The following is an 18101-nucleotide window of genomic DNA, read 5'->3' on the forward strand; positions in this document are numbered from 1 at the left end:
ATTAAAATGTAAATGCTTTAATTTCCAGGTAGGTGACATTCATGTACTTCGTAGACAGAAAGAAAATAGAACAAATGCTAGTATGTTTAGAACGAGCAACAAATACATTTCAAGAGAAAAAGACATATGAAACCGAGTTTGAATTTTACGCATTAGAGCGCATGGCGCATCTTATTATCGATTGTATATTAGATGTAGGGAATGCGATGATTGATGGATTTATTATGCGCGATCCAGGAAGTTACGAAGATATTATTGATATTTTAATGGACGAGAGAGTTATAAGTGGAGAAGAGGGAGCGCATATTAAAGAAATTATTCTTCTTCGAAAAATGCTTACGCAAGATTATATTCAAATGAATCATGATGAATTATATAAGACGATTCAAAAAAATATCGCCGTGGTAGAGAAATACCCAGCGAATATTCACAGTTATTTAGAAAAGGAATTAGGGCCTGTATCTGCATTTGTACCAGAATAATTGTGCTTATAAGATCCCCGGGGATTCCTTTGGGGATCTTATATTGTATATGAGAAAAGGGAGAAGGGCGAGTTATGGGGCAAGCACGTACGACGAAAGAAGAGATTGTACAATTGTTGAAGGTAAAGGGCGAGCATACTGTAGCAGAATTAGCCGCAGCTTTAGAAATTACGGAAATGGCAATTCGAAGGCATTTAAGTAATCTTGAGAAAGATGAGCTAATTTATTCAAAGATGGTAAGGCAGCATGTTGGACGACCAACATATTTGTATGGATTAAGTCAAAAGGGAGAAGATACATTCCCGAAAGAGTATAAGCAGTTTGCTATTGAAATACTAKATGATTTAGCTCGAATGGGCGATGAAAAAATGCTTCGTTATGTTTTACAAGCGAGAACGAAACGAATGGAAGAGCAGTTGCAAAAGAAGATAAGTAATCAAAGTAATTTAGCGTATAAAGTACAGGAAATAGCTGCTATGCAAGAGAAAAATGGTTATATGGTTCAAGTAAAGAGAGATGGGGAACGTTCTTTCATACTTGAAAAGCAAAACTGTCCGTTAAAGGAAATAGCGGAGAAATTCCCGCAAGTGTGTGAAGATGAAAAAGATATGTACAAGCGATTATTTGTAGATGCAAATGTGAAGACGTTAACGAACATGTGTGAAGGCGATTGTAATTGCTCGTATCAAATAAAAGAGAAAAAATGAACGTTATGGGACGCTTTAGGGTAAAGCGTTTTTTTCTTTTGAAAAAGGGGTTAATATAAGAGTGGTATGATAGGTGAGAACGTTAGCATAGAAGGAGAGAAAAATAGATGTATAAAGGCTATTTAATTGACTTAGACGGTACGATGTATCGCGGTGAAGAACAAATTGAAGAAGCAAGCGACTTCGTAAAAGCATTAGGAGAACGCGGTATTCCATATTTATTCGTTACAAATAACTCAACTCGTAAACCAGAACAAGTTGCAGAAAAACTTGTTCGTTTCGATATTCCAGCGAAAGCGGAGCAAGTATTCACAACGAGCATGGCTACAGCGAACTTTATTTATGAGCGTAAACAAGATGCAACTGTATATATGATTGGTGAAGAGGGCTTACATGCTGCTCTTGTGGAAAAAGGATTTGAAATTGTGGATGAAAATCCTGATTTCGTCGTTGTTGGATTAGATCGCGACATCACATATGAAAAGTTAGCAAAAGCATGTCTTGCTGTGCGTAACGGTGCAACGTTTATTTCAACAAATGGGGATATCGCAATTCCGACCGAGCGCGGATTATTACCGGGTAACGGTTCATTAACATCAGTTGTAGCAGTATCAACAGGTGTGGATCCAATCTTTATTGGAAAACCAGAATCAATCATTATGGAACAAGCGTTAAAAGTGCTTGGCGTAGGAAAAGAAGAAGCTTTAATGGTTGGGGATAACTACGATACAGATATTTTAGCGGGGATAAATGCTGGTATGCATACCCTTATTGTCCACACTGGAGTAACAACTGTGGAGAAGTTAACAGAATATGAAGTACAACCGACGCAAGTTGTGCATAACTTGACGGAGTGGATTGAGAAGATGTAATGAAATGCAGGTAACCGGAAGAGGTTGCCTGTTTTTTTTATGCATAATTGCATATGTACTATAGGTATATAAAATGTAAAATTTACATGTAATGATATAAAAGGGAGGGAATAAGAGTGTACTGGATGTCATGCATTATGTTTGTTTTTACATTATGTGTTTTGTTCTTTGTTCTATGGAAGATATATAAAATAAATGAAATGAAAAAAAGCGCGGGAAAACTTATTGCAACATATCCTCGGGTGAAGCGACGTTGGATTGCATTACTTGGACCAGCGTACTTCATCGGGCAATGTATGTATATATATGCTCAGTACATAAGTGGTGATATTGGTACAGTTGAACAGTTTCTCGTTCAGTTAGGTATTCATGCTGTAGCAAGTTGTTTTATGACTTTAATAGCTATCCATCTTATTAAAAGTGTACAAATATATGACAAAGGTGTAATAGACGGATTAAACTTTTATTCATACGAAGAATTAAAAGGCTATAAAACATCAACATGGGAAAATCCAAAAGAAAATATATTTTTATATCGCGGGCGAGAAAAAATGAATGACAATGTAAATTTACTTATTAGACAGGAAGATATGAATGAATTAGAAAGTATACTTCAAAGATATATTCCGAAATTGATGATGAAATAAAAAACTCCGGTTGTTATAACCGGAGTTTTTTATTAAAATGCACGATTCACAACGTCTTTAACTTCTTCAAGATATTGTTTACGCACACTGTCATCCACAGAAGGAACACTTGTATAGAATGTATGCTCAAGTGTTTCAATGCCTGTAAATTCAAAAATACCAACATCCGCTGTTTTCTTCATTGCGTCAAACATACCGCCTGCTGTGTATACTTCTTTCGAATTTCCCATCGTAGATAATAACAATCCTTTTTTTCCGCTTAATAACTTTTCAATACCATTCTCACTGTAAGCATAAGCGAAGCCGTGGCTAAATACACGGTCAACATATCCTTTTAAAATAGCAGGAAGTCCTGCCCACCAAACGGGGTAAATGAATGTAATGCTATCAGCCCAAGAGATATGCTCTTGTTCTTCTTTGATATCTTCTGGTGTATTTCCTTGAGAAAATGAGATGAAATCGGAAGCACCTAATACTGGATTGAAATTTAATTCGTATAGATCACGAACGCGTACTTCATGCCCTTTTCCTTCTAATTCACTTTTTACAGTTTCTAAAATTGCATGGTTGAAGCTTTCTGTATTCGGGTGTGCATAAACGATCACATGTTTCATTGTTCGTCCTCCTAATTGTGGATATGTGAATAGTTTTTATATATCCGTGTAACTATTATGGTTACTTCCGTTGCGAGAGTCAACTTTTCTGACGTGAGAAATAAAGTGAAATTTTAATCGGTGGGGGGTGTCCATCCCGCACTGATTATTTGCTCACACTAATCGGGCACTTACTGCCGGTTAATATAAATGTTAGTATGTGACAAAAAAATACAAAATAGTAGGGATTTTGCATTTTTGAATAGAATATATAGATTGGTAAATAGAGAGAAAAGGGGATATAGGGATGAATATTATTGAAATTGAAGGGTTAGAAAAATCGTTTGATATTGGGGATAGTAAAGTAAAGATCTTAAAAGATATTAATGTTCAAATTCAAAAAGGTGACTTTGTTTGTATTATGGGGGCAAGTGGATCGGGTAAAACGACTTTACTTCAGCTGTTAGGTGGATTAGATATTCCATCGGTAGGTAGTATTCGAGTTGATGGTACGGAGATTTCAACATTAAAAGAAAAAGAGCTCGCTTTATTTAGAAGGCATAAAATCGGTTTTATTTTTCAACAGTTTAATTTAATTCCAGTGTTTAATGCGGAGGAAAATGTAGGTCTGCCTTTACTATTAGATAATGTTTCGCAAAAGAAGGCAACGGTGACAGCAAATCGTTTATTAGAGCTCGTTGGATTGAAAGGAAAAGAAAAGCATTTACCAGCACAGTTATCAGGTGGGCAACAGCAAAGGGTTGCGATAGCAAGAGCTTTTGCAAATGAGCCAGCTATTATATTAGCTGATGAACCAACAGGAGCATTAGATTCAGAAAATAGCAAAAATATTATTGCGGCACTTCGCAATGCATGTGATGAATTAGGGCAAACAGCTGTCATTGTAACGCACGATCCGTTCGTAGCGGCCCATGCTGATAAAGTTGTTTTCTTATTAGATGGTGAAGTGATTCATGAGCATGCTGAAAGTAAAGGATGGAAATTTCGAAATATCCCGCAACAAGTTACTCAAATTCAAGAGATTATGAATCGTCACTTTAAAGTAGGAGGTAAAGGTGATGCGATGGGTAATTAAGTATGCGGTAAAATCGATGAAACAAAATTGGTTGCGAAATATGTTGATTGCCCTCGGTGCAGCTTTAGGTGTTATGTTAGCGACTATGTTATTACTAGGTAATCAATCAGTAGAGCAAAGTGTGAAGGAACAAGTAGTAAGTCGGTATGGAGATTATAATTTACAATTTGGCTATATAAAAAATGATATGTATTTAAATAATGAAAGTTTAAAAGGAATAGATGGCTTAGAAAATGCTGAAAAAATATCAAAAGCACTTATACCGTATCCTTTTCCACATTATAAAGAATTATCGGGAAAGCCATCTTATTGGGGTGTTGAGCAAGATTCTCCAGAAATGCATTCTTATAAAATATTAGAAGGACGATATCCGAAAGAAGGTGCTGAAGTAGCACTGACAAAAGGGTATACAGATCGTGAAAATATACGGGTAGGAGATACGATTAAACTGCCATTCCCGCAGCATGGTGAAAAGGCTGTGAAAGTTGTCGGTATTTTAAATCCACCGTTAATGGCGTCAATGGGGCATAGTGCTTATTTTCCAATCCATTGGCTTCAAAAAGAATTAAATTTACCAAATCAATTCAATCTCGTTCAAGTGAAAGTACAAGATGTAAATATGAAAAAAGCAATTGCTTTTGATGTACATAAAAAGATTGAAAATATAAAGGTGGACCAACGTACTTATGTAGATAAGGCATTTGAACGACTAAATGTAATGAAGCCATTAATTTTTAGTTTAGGTGGTATTGCCTTATTTGTTGTAGCACTTTTAATAATGGGAAGTTTCTTCTTATCTGTCAGAAGTCGATTTAAGCAATGGGCATTATTACGTGCACTTGGTAGTAATCCAAATCAAATTATATTAGTCGTTTTATTAGAGGCTTTATGTATTGGGGCAATCGGATCACTAGCAGGAGTTATTCTTGGAGCAGGTACGCAAAAAATCGCCGCATCATTTATTAATAAATGGGTGAATATTGAGGGTGCAGGGAAAGAATCATTCTCGATTTCAGGCGAGATTTTACTAATTACGTTTTTACTAGGAATTGTTATGTCTATCATAGGGGCTATTATACCAGCCTTCATGGTTAGAAAGATTCCACCAGTTCAAGCGCTTAGGCCAGGTCTTCCTAGTAATGAGAAAAAAGAAAAAAGGTGGAGTGCTTTTAGTTGTAGCATTTTAATCATTGGTACTGTTATTGGACTAGCGGGTAACGTATTAGAGCGGTATATCGGTTTTAATCCAAGTGCGATAGGTGCGCTGTTATTTGCGGTCGGTTTGTTATTTGCGATTCCGTTATTTATTCGGATGATAGCGCCAGTTATTGCGAAACCTTTGCAAATGATATTTCGAATTGAAACGACGATTAGTAGTCGAAATGTAATTCGTTATCGTAATAAGGCAGCTGTGTCTGTTGCTATACTAGCATTTGGTTTTATGTTAGCACTTGTTGGAACAATGTATATAAACTCTATTTACGAGGGCATGAAAGATGGGTTACAAAAACATTTACCAGCTGATTTAGTAATAAGAATTCCAGTAGAGTCGCAAAGTACTGAAGTATTACCATTTAGTTGGATGGAGAAGGTTAAAAAAATTGATGGTGTAGAAGAGAGCGTAGCAAATGTTACTGACTTTACAGCGAAGCTTATAAATTATGATTTTAAAAAAGCGGATCAAGAGTGGTATGAAAATGTGAGGAAAGATGATTTTGAATATGATGTGATAGAGGTTGTGGGGAATGATATTGTTGCTTATCAAAAAGTAACAAAAGCGAAAGTGATTACAGGACGAGATTTAAATAAACCATTACAAGATGGTGAGGGAGTCGTTACGAAGAGAACTGCTAAAACATTAGGGATTCAGTTGCATGATACGATTGAAGTACAAGGAAAAGGGAAAGAAAAACAAACGATTAAAGTCGTTTCGATTATTGAGCAAGGATTAAGGGGAAGAGGATTAGACATTTTCGTAAATGAACAATGGGCTCGTGATAAGTTTCACGTGCAAGGATATGAAGCAATTCAAGTTATGACAAATTCTAATCAATCATTTGAAGAGATTAAGAAGCAAGTAAAACAAATTACAAATAATAAAGAGAACGTAGAAGTTATTAACAGCTACGATTTATTGAAGGAGCAGGAGCAGTTATTATCGCAAATGATGATGTTAATTCGCTTATTAGTTGTAATCGTTTTTATTATTTCAGGTATAGGACTAATGAATGCAATTGTTGCAAGTTTACATGAAAGACGTGCTGAAATTAGTATGATTCGTGCGGTAGGAGCTATTCCGAAGCAAATGAGACGGATTGTTTTATTAGAGGGCACTTTACTTGGAGCGATAGCTGGTTGTATTGGGGTTTTAGGTGGAATTGTATTTAGTTATATTGTGTTATCAAGCTTAGAGTTAACGGTTATTATCATTCCGTATAATCAAGTTTTAATATTGGCACTAGCTAGCATTATACTCGGAGCAGGAGCAGCAATGATTGCTTCATTACAATTAAGAAAGTTTAAATTGAGTGACACTTTAAAGGAGTTATCAGCATAAAAGATTACTATACTCCGCTCATACAAAGTACAAAGAAGACGAATAAAATGATGACAATACCGATACCAAAGTTAAATACAAGAGTACTATCCATATATGTAACCTCCTTGTTTGAAAGTAAAAAGCACTCTGGCTGGAGTGCTTTTTATTATCCGAATATGTCGCAACGAACGCCGCAACATATAGAAAGGGAATAATGTGTTTAAGAGTTATATTAATTTATGCATTTATTTTGTAAATGAGCAGGTCCTTCTCAGGTATAGAAAAAAAGACACTCTTTCGAGTGTCTTTCATGATGACAACATGTGCCAATTGCTTGAATTTGATAAGACGTTAATTTTCCGGTTAACGGTCTTTCTTAATCAAGAAGTGTAACAACAGCGATTCAAATAAATTTTAGCATTTTTTAAATGGGTGTGCGCATGCAATTATGCATATTGTAATTAGAGGGAAATTGAATGTGAAAAATGAATGAGTAAATATATATAGAATATTTGATGAGGAGCGAGAGGAATGGAAATACATAAGTTAACAGAGGAAGAAGCGAAAGAAATAAATACGTGGAAGTATGAAGAGCCGTATACGTTATATAGCTTTTCAGGAGATGCTGAAGTAATAGAAGAGTTGCTAGATGGGACGTATTACGGTTGTTGTGATGAGAAGGGAGAATTTATCGGCTATTTTTGTTTTGGAGAAAATGCACAAGTTCCGGGCGGAAGAGATGCCAATTTATATGCGGGAGAAGATGTAGTAGATATCGGACTTGGAATGAAGCCAGATTTAACAGGGAAAGGGATGGGGGAAATATTTTTTCAAGCGGGAATAGCATTTGCTACTGAGGAATTGAATTCGAAAATGTTTCGACTGAGTGTAGCGACATTTAATGAGAGAGCGATTAGGCTATATAAAAATATTGGATTTCAAGTAGGACCTTTTTTTTGGAGCCGTGGAAGAGAGTTTATGCTTATGGAATATGAAAGGCCGTCAGTATGAAACTGACGGCCTAGACACGTTACTCTGAATGCTCAGCACGGTGCGCTAAACGGCTTGAAGCAGCGGCAGCGATTCCGCCAACGATATCATCAAGGAAGGTGTGCACCTTTCCAGTTGATTTATCATTTAAGTATTCTAAAATACCTGGTTTTAACTTATCGATATATCCAAAGTTCGTGAAACCGATAGAACCGTACACGTTAACGATTGAAAGTGCGATGACTTCATCGATTCCATATAGTCCTTCATCGCGTTTTACGATATCTTGTAACGGCGCGCTTAACATTCCCTTTTCAGCAAGGACATCAAGTTCAATGCCTGTAATAAGTGCGTTTTGTACTTCTCGTTTTGATAGTACACGCTCAACGTTATAGCGACATTCTGACATCTCTAAATTTGCATGGTATTTCTTTTGAAGAAAATGAACAAGTTCAGCAATATCGTCAATTGTTACACCGCGTTCTTGTAATAGTTGTAATGCTCTTTCTTGTAGTTGATTTGAGTCTTTCATGTTTATCACCTTTTTTTCTTTTTAGTATTTGTATACGTTTCGTTGCTTTATCATGTGCATAGGAATGAAAGGCGAGCACAAGCTCATATATATAAAGAAAAACCATAGGTGGCGACTGCGATGATTCAGCATATTTATGAGCATTATCACATGCATGTTAAAGAATTAATCCCCCTTGGCCCCTATAAAAGCTTTTGGATTCGCAACAAAATTTATGTACTTGTTCCAATTGGAGAAATGGAGGAAGAAGTACTTGTAGAGATGAAAAAGCTCAGTGATTATATGAACCAGCAAGGGGATATAACTGTTGCGACTTTCGTTCCGACTATACACGGCTACCATGTAAGTGAGATAGAAGAAAAAAATTACTGCTTATTAAAAGGTATGCGTATGTTAGAGCGACATGCTACATCATTAGGAAGTGAGCTTTCTATCTTCCATAAACGTGGTGCATTCTTTCCAGAAGAAGTTGAGCAATTAAGCCGCATTGGCGAATGGAAAGCATTATGGGAAAAAAGGCTCGACCAATTAGAAAGGTTTTGGCAAACGCAAGTGATGAACCATCCTTCAGACGTATTCGATCAATTGTTTATTGAATCCTTCCCGTATTACTTAGGAGTTGCAGAAAATGCAATTCAATATGTTGTCGATACAGAAATGGACGATACACCACAAATAACTGACGCAGCAACAATTTGCCAAGAACGATTTACACCTCTATTATGGCATCAAACGAAGCGCTTAAAACTTCCTTTTGATTGGGTATATGATCACCCAAGTAGGGATATAGCAGAATGTATTCGCTATATGATGATAGAGAAAAAGAAAGATTGGGAGCAAACGGTAGTTCAATTCATTACAGACTATGAACGTAATTATTCGCTCTCTTCATTTGGTTGGCGCTTATTATTCGCAAGGCTTCTGTTCCCGCTTCACTACTTTGAAACGGTTGAACGATACTATCAAACAGGAAACGAAGAACAAAAAGGCATCTATAGAGCTCGTTTAGAAATCATTTTACATGATGTGAAGCGCACTGAGCAATTTATGAATCATTTTTACGAGTCATTTCGTTTACCAGTTGATAAGTTAGGCATTAGGAAATTAGATTGGCTATCTTAAAAGTATAAAAAAGAGGCCAATTGAGGTCTCTTTTTTATACCACAACAGATACCCGTGTCTATCTTTATATAATAAGAAGCTATGCTCCTACTTTTTGATCTGTACATATAGTTAAAATAATGTGGTGTCTTTCAATTTTTTCATTTACCTTTTTTAATAATTCTTGTTGTATTTCTTTAAATAAAAATTGATAGCTCGTATTCCATGTCGGTATAACGGGTGAAAGACTTAATAAATATTCTTTTTTCTGTTCTAATTCTTGAATTGTTACAAAAGTACTCCCTATTTTTGGCATACGTCGTCCCCCTATGTTTTTCGCTTTATATGTGTGAACGATTCACTATATATTAATTATCGCATTTTTTGAGAAGGATTTCCAATTTTGTTTTATGATGTTAATAGTGTAGGGGAGTATGTCTTGTTTGCGTACAAAAAAAGAGACCAAATTTGGTCTCTTTTCTTAGAAGTAGCTTTGAACGAGCCGCTTCTGCTTTTAGATAATGTCTAGCTCCAGCGGCTAGAACAGTCGGCCATTTCGCGCCTTCCTGTGAGGCAAAAAGCGCCTCTTCGTCAGGAGCTCCAATGACCTTCTGTTCTGAGCGAGCCGCTTCCGCTTTTAGATGTTATCTAGCTCCAGCGGCTAAAATGTTCGGTGGCTTCGCTTCTTCCGCCGAGGCAAAAAGCGCCTCTATGTCAGAAGCTCCATCCCCCTCACATTTTGAACGAGCCGCTTCCGCTTTTAGATTAAAATACTTGTTCTACTTCAATAACGCCTGGTACTTCTTCAAGTAGTGCGCGTTCGATACCAGCTTTTAGTGTGATTGTAGAACTTGGGCAGCTTCCGCATGCACCCATAAGGCGTAGTTTTACGATACCTTCTTCAATGTCTACTAATTCAACGTCTCCGCCATCGCGAAGTAAGAATGGACGTAATTTATCTAATACTTCTAATACTTGTTCTTGCATATGTGGGTTTTCCATTTTTATCGACTCCTTTCATCAGTTTTATTATAATCAAGATAGAGGGGAAAATCTATTTTTTCTGTTCTTGTTTTATTGTCGAAATATTTTATCATGTGTACAACGTGTTTTTTCAGTATAGGGGTATGGAATAAGTTTGTAAAATGATGTGCTTATGCAATAAGATATCTGAATATACTGTTAGAACGAGAAGTGGGGGAGAAGAAATGGTTAATGTTCAAGTGTATGGGACGAAAGTAATTTGTGCGAGCTGCGTTGGAATGCCATCTTCAACAGAAACGTTTGAGTGGTTACAAGCGGCGATTGGTCGTAAATATGAAGGACAAGAAAATAAATTTCAGTTTGATTATATTGATTTTCAAGAAGAACAAGAAGATGAGGATAAAAAAGCATTCGCAGAGCGAGTAGTGGAGGAAGATTTATTTTATCCAGTCGTTCTTGTGAATGGAGAAATTGTTGGAGAAGGAAATCCTCGTTTGAAGGATGTTTACGAAGAAATCGAGAAATATTTATAAAACAGGAAGCCTTTGCGAATTTGCGAAGGCTTTTTTTATTGGAGGGATCGACGTGGAGAATGGAATAAAACATGCTTTACCAGGAGAAGTGAAACAGTTAATGGAGCAGTACATAGTAGAATTAAAAGAAATTTTTTCGGATGAAAAAATAGTCGGGGTATATATTTACGGATCAATCGCGCTAGGAGCATTTCATATAGAAACGAGCGATGTTGATTTTGTTACGGTAATAAGTGATTCCGTGAATGAAGCTGAAAAACAGCAAATTATAGAACTGCATAAAAAAATTAGGAAAAGTACGTTAGGTAAAAGAATGGACGGTATGTATATTCCGCTTGATGACTTAGGGAAATACAATCATGAAATTAATGAGTACGTGTATTGTGCAGATGGTAAGGCTGATATTGGTCATTGGGATATTAACGCGGTAACATGGTGGACATTGAAAAACCAAGGCATTACAGTTATCGGGAAAGAAGCAGAAGACCTTCCCTTTCAAATAAAATGGGACGATGTAGTAAATACAATGAAATATAACGTAGAACATTACTGGCTTGAAAAAGCGAAGCGTCCTTATTTATTTTTCATAGAAGAATGGGTAGAATCAGCTGTCGTTACGATGGGACGTATTTTATATACGTTAGATCATAAAACAATCGTTTCAAAAGATAGAGGATTGCAATATATGTTGGAACTTTACTCTCATAAGTGGGAGCCTTTATTAAAAGAGGTAGAGCGAATGCGAAATAATCCAAAGGGAAAGCGCAAGCTCTCTATTTGGAGGAGGGCTGATATGACGAAGAGGTATTTGCTTAGTGTGATTGAGGAGTGTAGGCGAAAGTGGTAGGTGAATAGTAAAAGCATCCTTTGTATGAAGGGTGCTTTTACTATTTTTATATAATGAAAAAGTACTTTACAAGAAATGAGAAGTCGAAAGACAATATTAAAAAACATATATATACGGGGGAAGAGAATGAGTAAATATAACTTTCATATAAGTAAAGAACAACTATGGAAAGGATGTATTTTAAGATCGATTGCAGATGCAATTTTTGTAGCACATGCTCCTGATTTCTCACATGAAAGTTCGTGGGATGGTTTTAACTATAGTATGCAAGATAGTCAAGGCGGACAAGGGACAATTACGTTTCATCCGAATTACACGATCGTATGTCTTCAAGATGTGAATAGCGAGAGAATAGATGAGTGGATTGATGCGGCAAATTACTTTGAAGGGGCACCTTCGGAAGTAATAGACATTGCGAAAGAGGAAGCACTTCAATACGTATTAGAAGAAGTAGAAGGCGAAACAGTTCCTTCCATTACGACAGCATTTTGGATTGATGATAACGGTGCATATTCAATCGATTCATTTGAAGAGATGGAAGAGAACGGTGGATTCTTATTAGAAATCCCAATGCTTGATACGAAATCAGCAATTGAAAGGTTGGAAGAAGAGTATGAACTGACAGAGGAACAAATCGATCTTTTACAATTAGTGTATGAGAGAAAAATTCAAAATCCAACCGAGGAAATTACGTTGTCTAAAGAGGAGGTAGCGATGATTGGAACAAATGATAGCGAAGGGTTGGAAGTGAGTAAAGAGTCGTTTGAAGAAATGAATATTACTTGGGAGTCGTAGGGAGGATATAAAAGGGGACTAAATATGTAGAACTGTGATAAAAAACTAGTAGAAAACAAATTGTGTTTTCTACTAGTTTTTTCATATGAAGCCCACATTTGAACCTAATCGAAAATGATAGAAAAATAATACGAAATATGGGAAGTTTCATGTGAAACATTTTTTATTATAAAATATGTAAAATGTTTAACTTAGTGTATTAAATGCATCATTCATAAGTATTTTAATATATTTAAAAGTAAAATGAAATATGAAACCGATAATTGTCGGAATATATTCGATTTCCGTTCATTTTTGTGAAATATATGTACTTTTTGTTAGATTCCTTCGATTTGTGCATATACAATAAAATTATATCGAAATAAGAGAAGGATGATGTACGTGAAGGAAACTGTTTTACAAGAAACCATCTCCCAGCAAGAACTACATAAAGGTGTTCAAAAGAATACAGCATATTACGATTTTAAGTGGGGACAAGTGAACAATCCCGAGAAAGAAAATACGTGGAATTGGGTAGCATTTATCTTCCCGCACTTTTGGTTAGCTTATCGTAAAATGTATCAGTTATTTATTATACTTACGTTATTAGCGGTACCTACTTTAATTACAGCTACTTTTATTGATATACCAATGTGGATAGATTTTATAATATATGTGGGGACGATGCTGTTTACTGGATGGCAAGGGAATCGATTGTATTATAAGCATGTTATCCGTATTTTACATAAGGCAGAAGATGTGCCTGATTATAAGAAAGAGTATTATTTACAATCAAAAGGCGGCGCTCATATCGGGCTTATGATTGGTTTACAAGCAATAGTAATTGCGGTATTTGGCGTGATAAGTTTCGGTTTAGCACATTTACCGACTGAATCTAATATTAAAAACGTTGTTCGCTTAAGTCTTGAAGGAGAGGCTTTAGAGTCTATCACAGACAAACCAAATTGGAAGTACGTTAAAAAAGAAAAAGATTATGACGTAGTAGAATTTACTGGTTATGATTATGAAGAAAAGAAAAATGTGAAAATTAAATTCGCTGTATATTTAAATGATGATTACTTTGAATGGCAAGAAATTTATTTAAATAATAAAAAGTTAAGTGAAGAAGAAGCAGAAGAGTATCAAATTTACGTTGAAGAAAATATGTGGTTTTTCTAGAGAGAAACTCGTTTATTTGGAAAGGAAGAATCTTGTAAAGGTTCTTCTTTTGTTTATTGGGAGCGGCATACTAATTAAAATTTTGTAAAATACAATAAAAAATGAGAATTTGAGGTAGGCTTGTCAATAACGTGAGACTATGGCAGTATAAAGAAATGCTATACAAATTTTATTTATCGACATGTAAACATCAGAAGTGATTTTTACGTATAAATAATGAACGGAGGAAATGAATTTATGGCTACTTTACCAAATTGTCCAAAATGTAATTCAGAATATACGTATGAGGATGGCGCTCTTTTCGTATGTCCAGAATGTGCCCATGAGTGGGGCCAAGAAGCGGAAGCTGAAAATAATGATGGTGCAAAAGTTGTAAAAGATGCGAACGGAAACGTTCTTCAAGATGGCGATGCTGTTACTGTAATTAAAGATTTAAAAGTAAAAGGAACTTCTTCAGTTGTGAAGATTGGTACGAAAGTAAAGAGTATCCGTCTAGTTGAGGGAGATCACGATATTGATTGCAAAATCGACGGTTTCGGAGCTATGAAGTTAAAATCACAGTTCGTTAAGAAGGCGTAAGTAAATAAAAAGAGGAGGCGAGTAGCCTCCTCTTTTTTTATTGTCAGTTTTTGTCGGTAAATCGATATTTCTAATAGAATCGTTGATATAATTTCATTTACTGTGACCGATGCATTATTCACCGCGCATCATAGTCCACTTCTTTCAACTGACACCTTTTATTAAAGAACGTTTTATACCCAAGCTGTAAGAAGATAATAACAGAGAAAGCTGTACTTCCAGAAATGCCAAGTATAATCGCAATTTGATATTGAATAGCTGTAAATGGTGATACACCGGATAAAATTTGTCCTGTCATCATGCCGGGAAGACTTATAATTCCCATTCCGACCATAGAATTAATTGTTGGTAAAATAGCAGAATCGAAAGCATCCCGAATGAGCGGAGCAGCTGCTTCTTTCGGTGTTGCGCCGAGCATAAGTGCACCTTCGATATGATCTCTTTGTGATTTCATACTGCTTAAAAAGGTATTTGCCCCGAGGCAAATACCTGTCATAGCGTTACCGATTAGCATGCCGGCAATAGGAACGATATACTGCGGAGCATACCAAGGATCGTGCCCGATAATGACAAAGATAAATAGTAGAAGAGGGCCAATTGACCCAGCAATCATGGAGAGGGCGGCTACTCGTTTTAATTCTTTTGACATTGGAATATTAATTCGTTTATAAATATTAAAAATTGCAAATGTAGTAATAGAAGTAATGAGAGCTATTGTATAAAACGGATTACTATTTTCAAATATGTATGTAAGAACATAGGCGACTAGTACAAGTTGAATCGTCATACGTAATGTAGCAATTGTAATTTGTTTCTCACGTGGTATTCCTTTTAATTTCACAAGCCCGATTAAAATAAGGATGAAAATATATGCAGCTGCAAGTTGCCAAATTTGTAATTCAATAACGCCCTTCAATTGATAGCACTTCCTTTCTAGTTGCACCGTTTGTTTTACTAATTTCAATAATATCGTCTGCAATTTCTTCCGGAAGTTGCTGTGAGTGTGTAATGAAGATAACTGTTTTTTTCTTTTCTCTTGCTAGTAGAGTGAATTGTTTCATAACGCGGCGTTCTGTATCACCATCTAGTGCCGAAGTTGGTTCATCTAATAAATAGACGGGCGGATCCATTAGTATAATGCGAGCGAAAGCAAGTCTTTGTTTTTCGCCACCTGATAAAGAAGAGGCGTTATCTTCTAATTTTTTATCTAGACTAACAGTCGTTAATGCGTCCCGCAGGGCATCGTCATTTGGAAATGGCTTTTCAGAAAATCGAAGTCCCATTAATAAATTATCTTTAATTGTTCCATCAAAAATAGGCGGAGTTTGTCCGAGCATGACAACTTCACGGCGTAATTGAATGGGAGGATAATCTAAAATAGATTTTCCGTTATATTCAATTGTGCCAGATGTTGGCGATTGTAAATCGTTTAACATACGAAGTAATGTGCTTTTTCCGCTACCACTTTCACCGATAATACAAGTTATTTTTTCTTGTTGAATTTGTAAGTAAGGAATGTGTAGAATATCTTTATATTTGATGTCTTTTAATATAAACATAAATTGCTCCTTTCTAAATAGACGTGAAAAGGCTGACTACATAGTAGACAGCCCTTAAAGTATTAACCCTTATGATATTTGTACATCCAAAGAAGACCGGATTTTAATAATCTCGGTACACGCCCCATTAATGGTTGGTTTGCTAGTAAACCAAATCCGTGTTTTTTACCGAGAGAACCGAGGACACCTTTTAATTTAATAACAGGAAGTTCATCAGGAAGTGGTTCGTTATTCCAACGTTTTAATAATATTTGGACAATTTGTTCTCCTTGACCTTCAGCAAGTTGAGCAGATGGTGCGTGTGGAAGTGCTGCACAATCTCCTACAACATAAACGTGCTCGTTATTCGGAATATTGTGATATTTAGTTAAAACAACCCGTCCGCTACCATCTTGTTCAACTGGAAGGTTTCGAACAACTTCATTTGCTTGAATACCAGCTGTCCATACGATTGCATCACATTCAAGTGGTTCATCATGGTTGTATACAATGTTTGGTTCCACTTTTGTAATGTTAGAATTTCGTATAATGGTAACTTTATGTTTTACAAACCATTCTTCTACGTATCTACTTAATTTCTCTGGATACGGGAATAAAATTCTATCTTTTCGATCAAATAAATAGATTTTTAAATCTGAACGGCTCTCACGAAGTTCACTTGCCACTTCAACGCCGCTTAAACCAGCCCCAACGACAGCTACTGTTGCATTTGGTTCTAAGCTATTTAATTGTTCATATGTCTTACGTGTTTGTTCAATTGATTGTAGGCTATGTGTATATTCCTGCGCCCCAGGAACGTTGTGATATTTATCTTCGCACCCAAGTCCGATAATTAAATCATCATATGGGATTGCTTCGCCGCCATCGAGATGAACAGCCTTTTCTTCGAGATCAATATTTGTTATTGTGCCGTATTGAATATTGAGGCGTGGGTGTTCAGGAAACGGTATACGAATATGCGTTTCTGAAATTGTACCCGCAACTAATGCATAATATTCAGTTTTGAAGCAATGATATGGTACTTTGTCGATTAATGTCACTTGTACATCATTTGGAAGTTGATTGCTTGGAAGTAGCCGCTGCAGAATTCTCATTCCACCGTAGCCCCCACCCAGTATTACGAGGTGTTTCATGATGGATTACCCCTTTTCTGTTGAAATATCCCCTAATCATACAATTTTATATTAATAAAATATTTTGACTTTACACAATCAAATTATATCGAATTTGTGAACAAATAACAATGCATGAATGAATACTCTGTTGTACAATAAGAAGAAAAGTAAAGTAAACTGTTTTCATTTTCTAGTTACTATTTACTATTTCATTATGAGTAGTATGTTATATAAGGAAGACTATCTATTGTGAAGTGAAATAGTGAAGTAACTAAATAGTTTAGAATATATAACGAAAACAACAAGAAACAGCTTAGTTTTCTTCTTATAAATAAAGTGGAATGGTAACAAAGGGTTACTTATCCGTTTCGCAAATTAGGTATGCATTTCATGCCTGCTAAAGTAAATGGTAATTTGTTTAGAGATACAGGGGGGAGAGTTTTGATTAAACCATTAATCGAATTTTGTGTAGGTAACCTTGCAAGCGGTTCGCAAGCGGCTTTAGAAAAATTAGAAAAAGATCCTAATTTAGATGTCATGGAATATGGGTGTTTAGGGTATTGTGGCATTTGTTTTGAAGGTCCATTTGCACTTGTAAATGGTGAAGTTGTACAAGGTGCAACAGTAGAAGAACTTGTAAATAATGTATATGATTATATGGATGAAAATCCAATGTTTTAAAGCGTTGCAAACAGGCAACGTTTTTCTTTTTTCATTTATTAGGAGTGTTTATTTCGAAAAAAAAGGCCCTTTTAGTGGTCTTATCCCTGTCAAGTAGACAATATTAAAAAGACTAAGCAGCCATCGAGATTCGATATTCTATCGGAGCTCGGTGGTTGAGTCGTTTTTGGAACCGTTTATAGTTATAAAAATAAATATACTCTTCAATTGCTTGTATTAAATCTGCTTCTGTTTTAAAATGATTCAAATACAACATTTCCGATTTAAAATGGGAGAAAAATGACTCAATAC

General features: G+C 35.8%; 22 protein-coding genes. 14 read left to right on the plus strand and 8 right to left on the minus strand.

Annotation, left to right across the window (positions count from 1 at the left end):
* The first annotated feature begins 41 nt into the window (after positions 1 to 41).
* The 4 genes from AC1DTM_RS09315 (at position 42) to AC1DTM_RS09330 (ending at position 2708) form a co-directional block, all read left to right on the plus strand.
* Positions 42 to 482 (plus strand): DUF86 domain-containing protein, encoded by a 441-nt coding sequence (locus AC1DTM_RS09315; RefSeq protein WP_477000185.1) that lies wholly within the window; start codon positions 42 to 44, stop codon positions 480 to 482.
* A gap of 74 nt (positions 483 to 556) precedes the next feature.
* A complete protein-coding gene (locus AC1DTM_RS09320) occupies positions 557 to 1189 on the plus strand; it encodes a helix-turn-helix transcriptional regulator (protein ID WP_477000186.1) in 633 nt (210 codons plus the stop codon).
* A 107-nt stretch (positions 1190 to 1296) separates the two neighbouring features.
* The gene (locus tag AC1DTM_RS09325) at positions 1297 to 2061 is read left to right on the plus strand and encodes a TIGR01457 family HAD-type hydrolase (protein ID WP_002112633.1); all 765 of its coding nucleotides are present in this window, start codon (positions 1297 to 1299) and stop codon (positions 2059 to 2061) included.
* 116 nt (positions 2062 to 2177) lie between these two features.
* Positions 2178 to 2708, plus strand: coding sequence for a hypothetical protein (locus AC1DTM_RS09330; protein ID WP_002112632.1), 531 nt, complete (start codon positions 2178 to 2180; stop codon positions 2706 to 2708).
* 32 nt (positions 2709 to 2740) lie between these two features.
* Here AC1DTM_RS09330 and AC1DTM_RS09335 read toward each other — a convergent pair whose 3' ends face one another.
* The gene (locus AC1DTM_RS09335; protein ID WP_477000187.1) at positions 2741 to 3322 is read right to left on the minus strand and encodes an NAD(P)H-dependent oxidoreductase; all 582 of its coding nucleotides are present in this window, start codon (positions 3320 to 3322) and stop codon (positions 2741 to 2743) included.
* 286 nt (positions 3323 to 3608) lie between these two features.
* On the opposite strand from AC1DTM_RS09335, the gene AC1DTM_RS09340 reads away from it, so the two are divergent.
* The 3 genes from AC1DTM_RS09340 to AC1DTM_RS09350 all read left to right on the plus strand — a co-directional run bounded on the left by AC1DTM_RS09340 (position 3609) and on the right by AC1DTM_RS09350 (position 7947).
* Positions 3609 to 4397, plus strand: coding sequence for an ABC transporter ATP-binding protein (locus AC1DTM_RS09340; RefSeq protein ID WP_078179373.1), 789 nt, complete (start codon positions 3609 to 3611; stop codon positions 4395 to 4397).
* Positions 4381 to 6954, plus strand: coding sequence for an FtsX-like permease family protein (locus tag AC1DTM_RS09345; RefSeq protein ID WP_477000188.1), 2574 nt, complete (start codon positions 4381 to 4383; stop codon positions 6952 to 6954). Before AC1DTM_RS09340 ends, AC1DTM_RS09345 begins: the two co-directional genes overlap by 17 nt.
* 513 nt (positions 6955 to 7467) lie before the next feature.
* Positions 7468 to 7947, plus strand: a complete 480-nt coding sequence (locus AC1DTM_RS09350) for a GNAT family N-acetyltransferase (RefSeq protein WP_070170638.1) — start codon at positions 7468 to 7470, stop codon at positions 7945 to 7947.
* Positions 7948 to 7966: 19 nt separating this feature from the next.
* On the opposite strand, the gene AC1DTM_RS09355 is transcribed toward AC1DTM_RS09350, so the two are convergent.
* A complete protein-coding gene (locus tag AC1DTM_RS09355; RefSeq protein ID WP_002089340.1) occupies positions 7967 to 8458 on the minus strand; it encodes a phosphatidylglycerophosphatase A family protein in 492 nt (163 codons plus the stop codon).
* Between the two features lie 120 nt (positions 8459 to 8578).
* Between AC1DTM_RS09355 and yutH the strand changes: the two genes are divergently transcribed.
* Positions 8579 to 9580, plus strand: coding sequence for a spore coat putative kinase YutH (yutH, locus tag AC1DTM_RS09360; RefSeq protein ID WP_070146968.1), 1002 nt, complete (start codon positions 8579 to 8581; stop codon positions 9578 to 9580).
* A gap of 79 nt (positions 9581 to 9659) precedes the next feature.
* Here the strand turns inward: yutH and AC1DTM_RS09365 are convergent, their stop codons facing one another.
* Together AC1DTM_RS09365 and AC1DTM_RS09370 are read right to left on the minus strand one after the other, a co-directional pair.
* Positions 9660 to 9875, minus strand: coding sequence for a hypothetical protein (locus AC1DTM_RS09365; RefSeq protein ID WP_002068096.1), 216 nt, complete (start codon positions 9873 to 9875; stop codon positions 9660 to 9662).
* Between the two features lie 449 nt (positions 9876 to 10324).
* Positions 10325 to 10561: a NifU family protein gene (locus tag AC1DTM_RS09370; protein ID WP_000431159.1), complete on the minus strand. Its 237-nt coding sequence runs from the start codon at positions 10559 to 10561 to the stop codon at positions 10325 to 10327.
* A gap of 206 nt (positions 10562 to 10767) precedes the next feature.
* Between AC1DTM_RS09370 and AC1DTM_RS09375 the strand changes: the two genes are divergently transcribed.
* From AC1DTM_RS09375 to phnA, 5 genes are all read left to right on the plus strand, one after another.
* Entirely contained in the window at positions 10768 to 11076 is a 309-nt protein-coding gene (locus AC1DTM_RS09375; RefSeq protein WP_002160015.1) for a YuzD family protein, read from the plus strand.
* A 52-nt stretch (positions 11077 to 11128) separates the two neighbouring features.
* Complete coding sequence (locus AC1DTM_RS09380) at positions 11129 to 11923, plus strand: nucleotidyltransferase domain-containing protein (RefSeq protein WP_133059539.1); 795 nt, start codon at positions 11129 to 11131, stop codon at positions 11921 to 11923.
* 126 nt (positions 11924 to 12049) lie between these two features.
* Entirely contained in the window at positions 12050 to 12718 is a 669-nt protein-coding gene (locus tag AC1DTM_RS09385; RefSeq protein WP_016106517.1) for a hypothetical protein, read from the plus strand.
* A 372-nt stretch (positions 12719 to 13090) separates the two neighbouring features.
* Positions 13091 to 13876 carry a DUF2628 domain-containing protein gene (locus AC1DTM_RS09390; RefSeq protein WP_165762453.1) on the plus strand — a complete coding sequence of 262 codons (786 nt, stop codon included), beginning with the start codon at positions 13091 to 13093 and terminating at the stop codon, positions 13874 to 13876.
* 237 nt (positions 13877 to 14113) lie between these two features.
* On the plus strand, positions 14114 to 14455 hold the full coding sequence (phnA, locus tag AC1DTM_RS09395; protein ID WP_002112620.1) for an alkylphosphonate utilization operon protein PhnA: 342 nt from the start codon (positions 14114 to 14116) through the stop codon (positions 14453 to 14455).
* A gap of 118 nt (positions 14456 to 14573) precedes the next feature.
* Here phnA and AC1DTM_RS09400 read toward each other — a convergent pair whose 3' ends face one another.
* From AC1DTM_RS09400 to AC1DTM_RS09410, 3 genes are all read right to left on the minus strand, one after another.
* Positions 14574 to 15371: an ABC transporter permease gene (locus tag AC1DTM_RS09400; protein ID WP_002160020.1), complete on the minus strand. Its 798-nt coding sequence runs from the start codon at positions 15369 to 15371 to the stop codon at positions 14574 to 14576.
* Complete coding sequence (locus AC1DTM_RS09405) at positions 15355 to 16014, minus strand: ABC transporter ATP-binding protein (RefSeq protein WP_002112619.1); 660 nt, start codon at positions 16012 to 16014, stop codon at positions 15355 to 15357. Before AC1DTM_RS09405 ends, AC1DTM_RS09400 begins: the two co-directional genes overlap by 17 nt.
* Positions 16015 to 16076: 62 nt before the next feature.
* Positions 16077 to 17147, minus strand: a complete 1071-nt coding sequence (locus AC1DTM_RS09410; RefSeq protein WP_002112618.1) for an NAD(P)/FAD-dependent oxidoreductase — start codon at positions 17145 to 17147, stop codon at positions 16077 to 16079.
* 423 nt (positions 17148 to 17570) lie between these two features.
* Between AC1DTM_RS09410 and AC1DTM_RS09415 the strand changes: the two genes are divergently transcribed.
* Positions 17571 to 17810 (plus strand): YuzB family protein, encoded by a 240-nt coding sequence (locus AC1DTM_RS09415; protein WP_002015892.1) that lies wholly within the window; start codon positions 17571 to 17573, stop codon positions 17808 to 17810.
* Between the two features lie 112 nt (positions 17811 to 17922).
* On the opposite strand, the gene AC1DTM_RS09420 is transcribed toward AC1DTM_RS09415, so the two are convergent.
* The gene (locus tag AC1DTM_RS09420) at positions 17923 to 18099 is read right to left on the minus strand and encodes an IS3 family transposase (RefSeq protein ID WP_235634810.1); all 177 of its coding nucleotides are present in this window, start codon (positions 18097 to 18099) and stop codon (positions 17923 to 17925) included.
* Positions 18100 to 18101 lie beyond the last annotated feature (2 nt).

Source organism: Bacillus sp. P4_D3 (assembly GCF_056401855.1).

Excerpts from the sequence above, each read along its gene's own strand:
- phnA (WP_002112620.1), top strand. The coding sequence starts at position 14,114 with ATGGCTACTTTACCAAATTGTCCAAAATGTAATTCAGAATATACGTAT.
- AC1DTM_RS09350 (WP_070170638.1), top strand. The coding sequence starts at position 7,468 with ATGGAAATACATAAGTTAACAGAGGAAGAAGCGAAAGAAATAAATACG.
- yutH (WP_070146968.1), top strand. The coding sequence starts at position 8,579 with ATGATTCAGCATATTTATGAGCATTATCACATGCATGTTAAAGAATTA.
- AC1DTM_RS09365 (WP_002068096.1), bottom strand. The coding sequence starts at position 9,875 with ATGCCAAAAATAGGGAGTACTTTTGTAACAATTCAAGAATTAGAACAG.
- AC1DTM_RS09335 (WP_477000187.1), bottom strand. The coding sequence starts at position 3,322 with ATGAAACATGTGATCGTTTATGCACACCCGAATACAGAAAGCTTCAAC.
- AC1DTM_RS09315 (WP_477000185.1), top strand. The coding sequence starts at position 42 with ATGTACTTCGTAGACAGAAAGAAAATAGAACAAATGCTAGTATGTTTA.
- AC1DTM_RS09375 (WP_002160015.1), top strand. The coding sequence starts at position 10,768 with ATGGTTAATGTTCAAGTGTATGGGACGAAAGTAATTTGTGCGAGCTGC.
- AC1DTM_RS09385 (WP_016106517.1), top strand. The coding sequence starts at position 12,050 with ATGAGTAAATATAACTTTCATATAAGTAAAGAACAACTATGGAAAGGA.
- AC1DTM_RS09370 (WP_000431159.1), bottom strand. The coding sequence starts at position 10,561 with ATGGAAAACCCACATATGCAAGAACAAGTATTAGAAGTATTAGATAAA.
- AC1DTM_RS09405 (WP_002112619.1), bottom strand. The coding sequence starts at position 16,014 with ATGTTTATATTAAAAGACATCAAATATAAAGATATTCTACACATTCCT.
- AC1DTM_RS09345 (WP_477000188.1), top strand. The coding sequence starts at position 4,381 with ATGCGATGGGTAATTAAGTATGCGGTAAAATCGATGAAACAAAATTGG.
- AC1DTM_RS09390 (WP_165762453.1), top strand. The coding sequence starts at position 13,091 with ATGATGTACGTGAAGGAAACTGTTTTACAAGAAACCATCTCCCAGCAA.
- AC1DTM_RS09340 (WP_078179373.1), top strand. The coding sequence starts at position 3,609 with ATGAATATTATTGAAATTGAAGGGTTAGAAAAATCGTTTGATATTGGG.
- AC1DTM_RS09410 (WP_002112618.1), bottom strand. The coding sequence starts at position 17,147 with ATGAAACACCTCGTAATACTGGGTGGGGGCTACGGTGGAATGAGAATT.
- AC1DTM_RS09355 (WP_002089340.1), bottom strand. The coding sequence starts at position 8,458 with ATGAAAGACTCAAATCAACTACAAGAAAGAGCATTACAACTATTACAA.
- AC1DTM_RS09325 (WP_002112633.1), top strand. The coding sequence starts at position 1,297 with ATGTATAAAGGCTATTTAATTGACTTAGACGGTACGATGTATCGCGGT.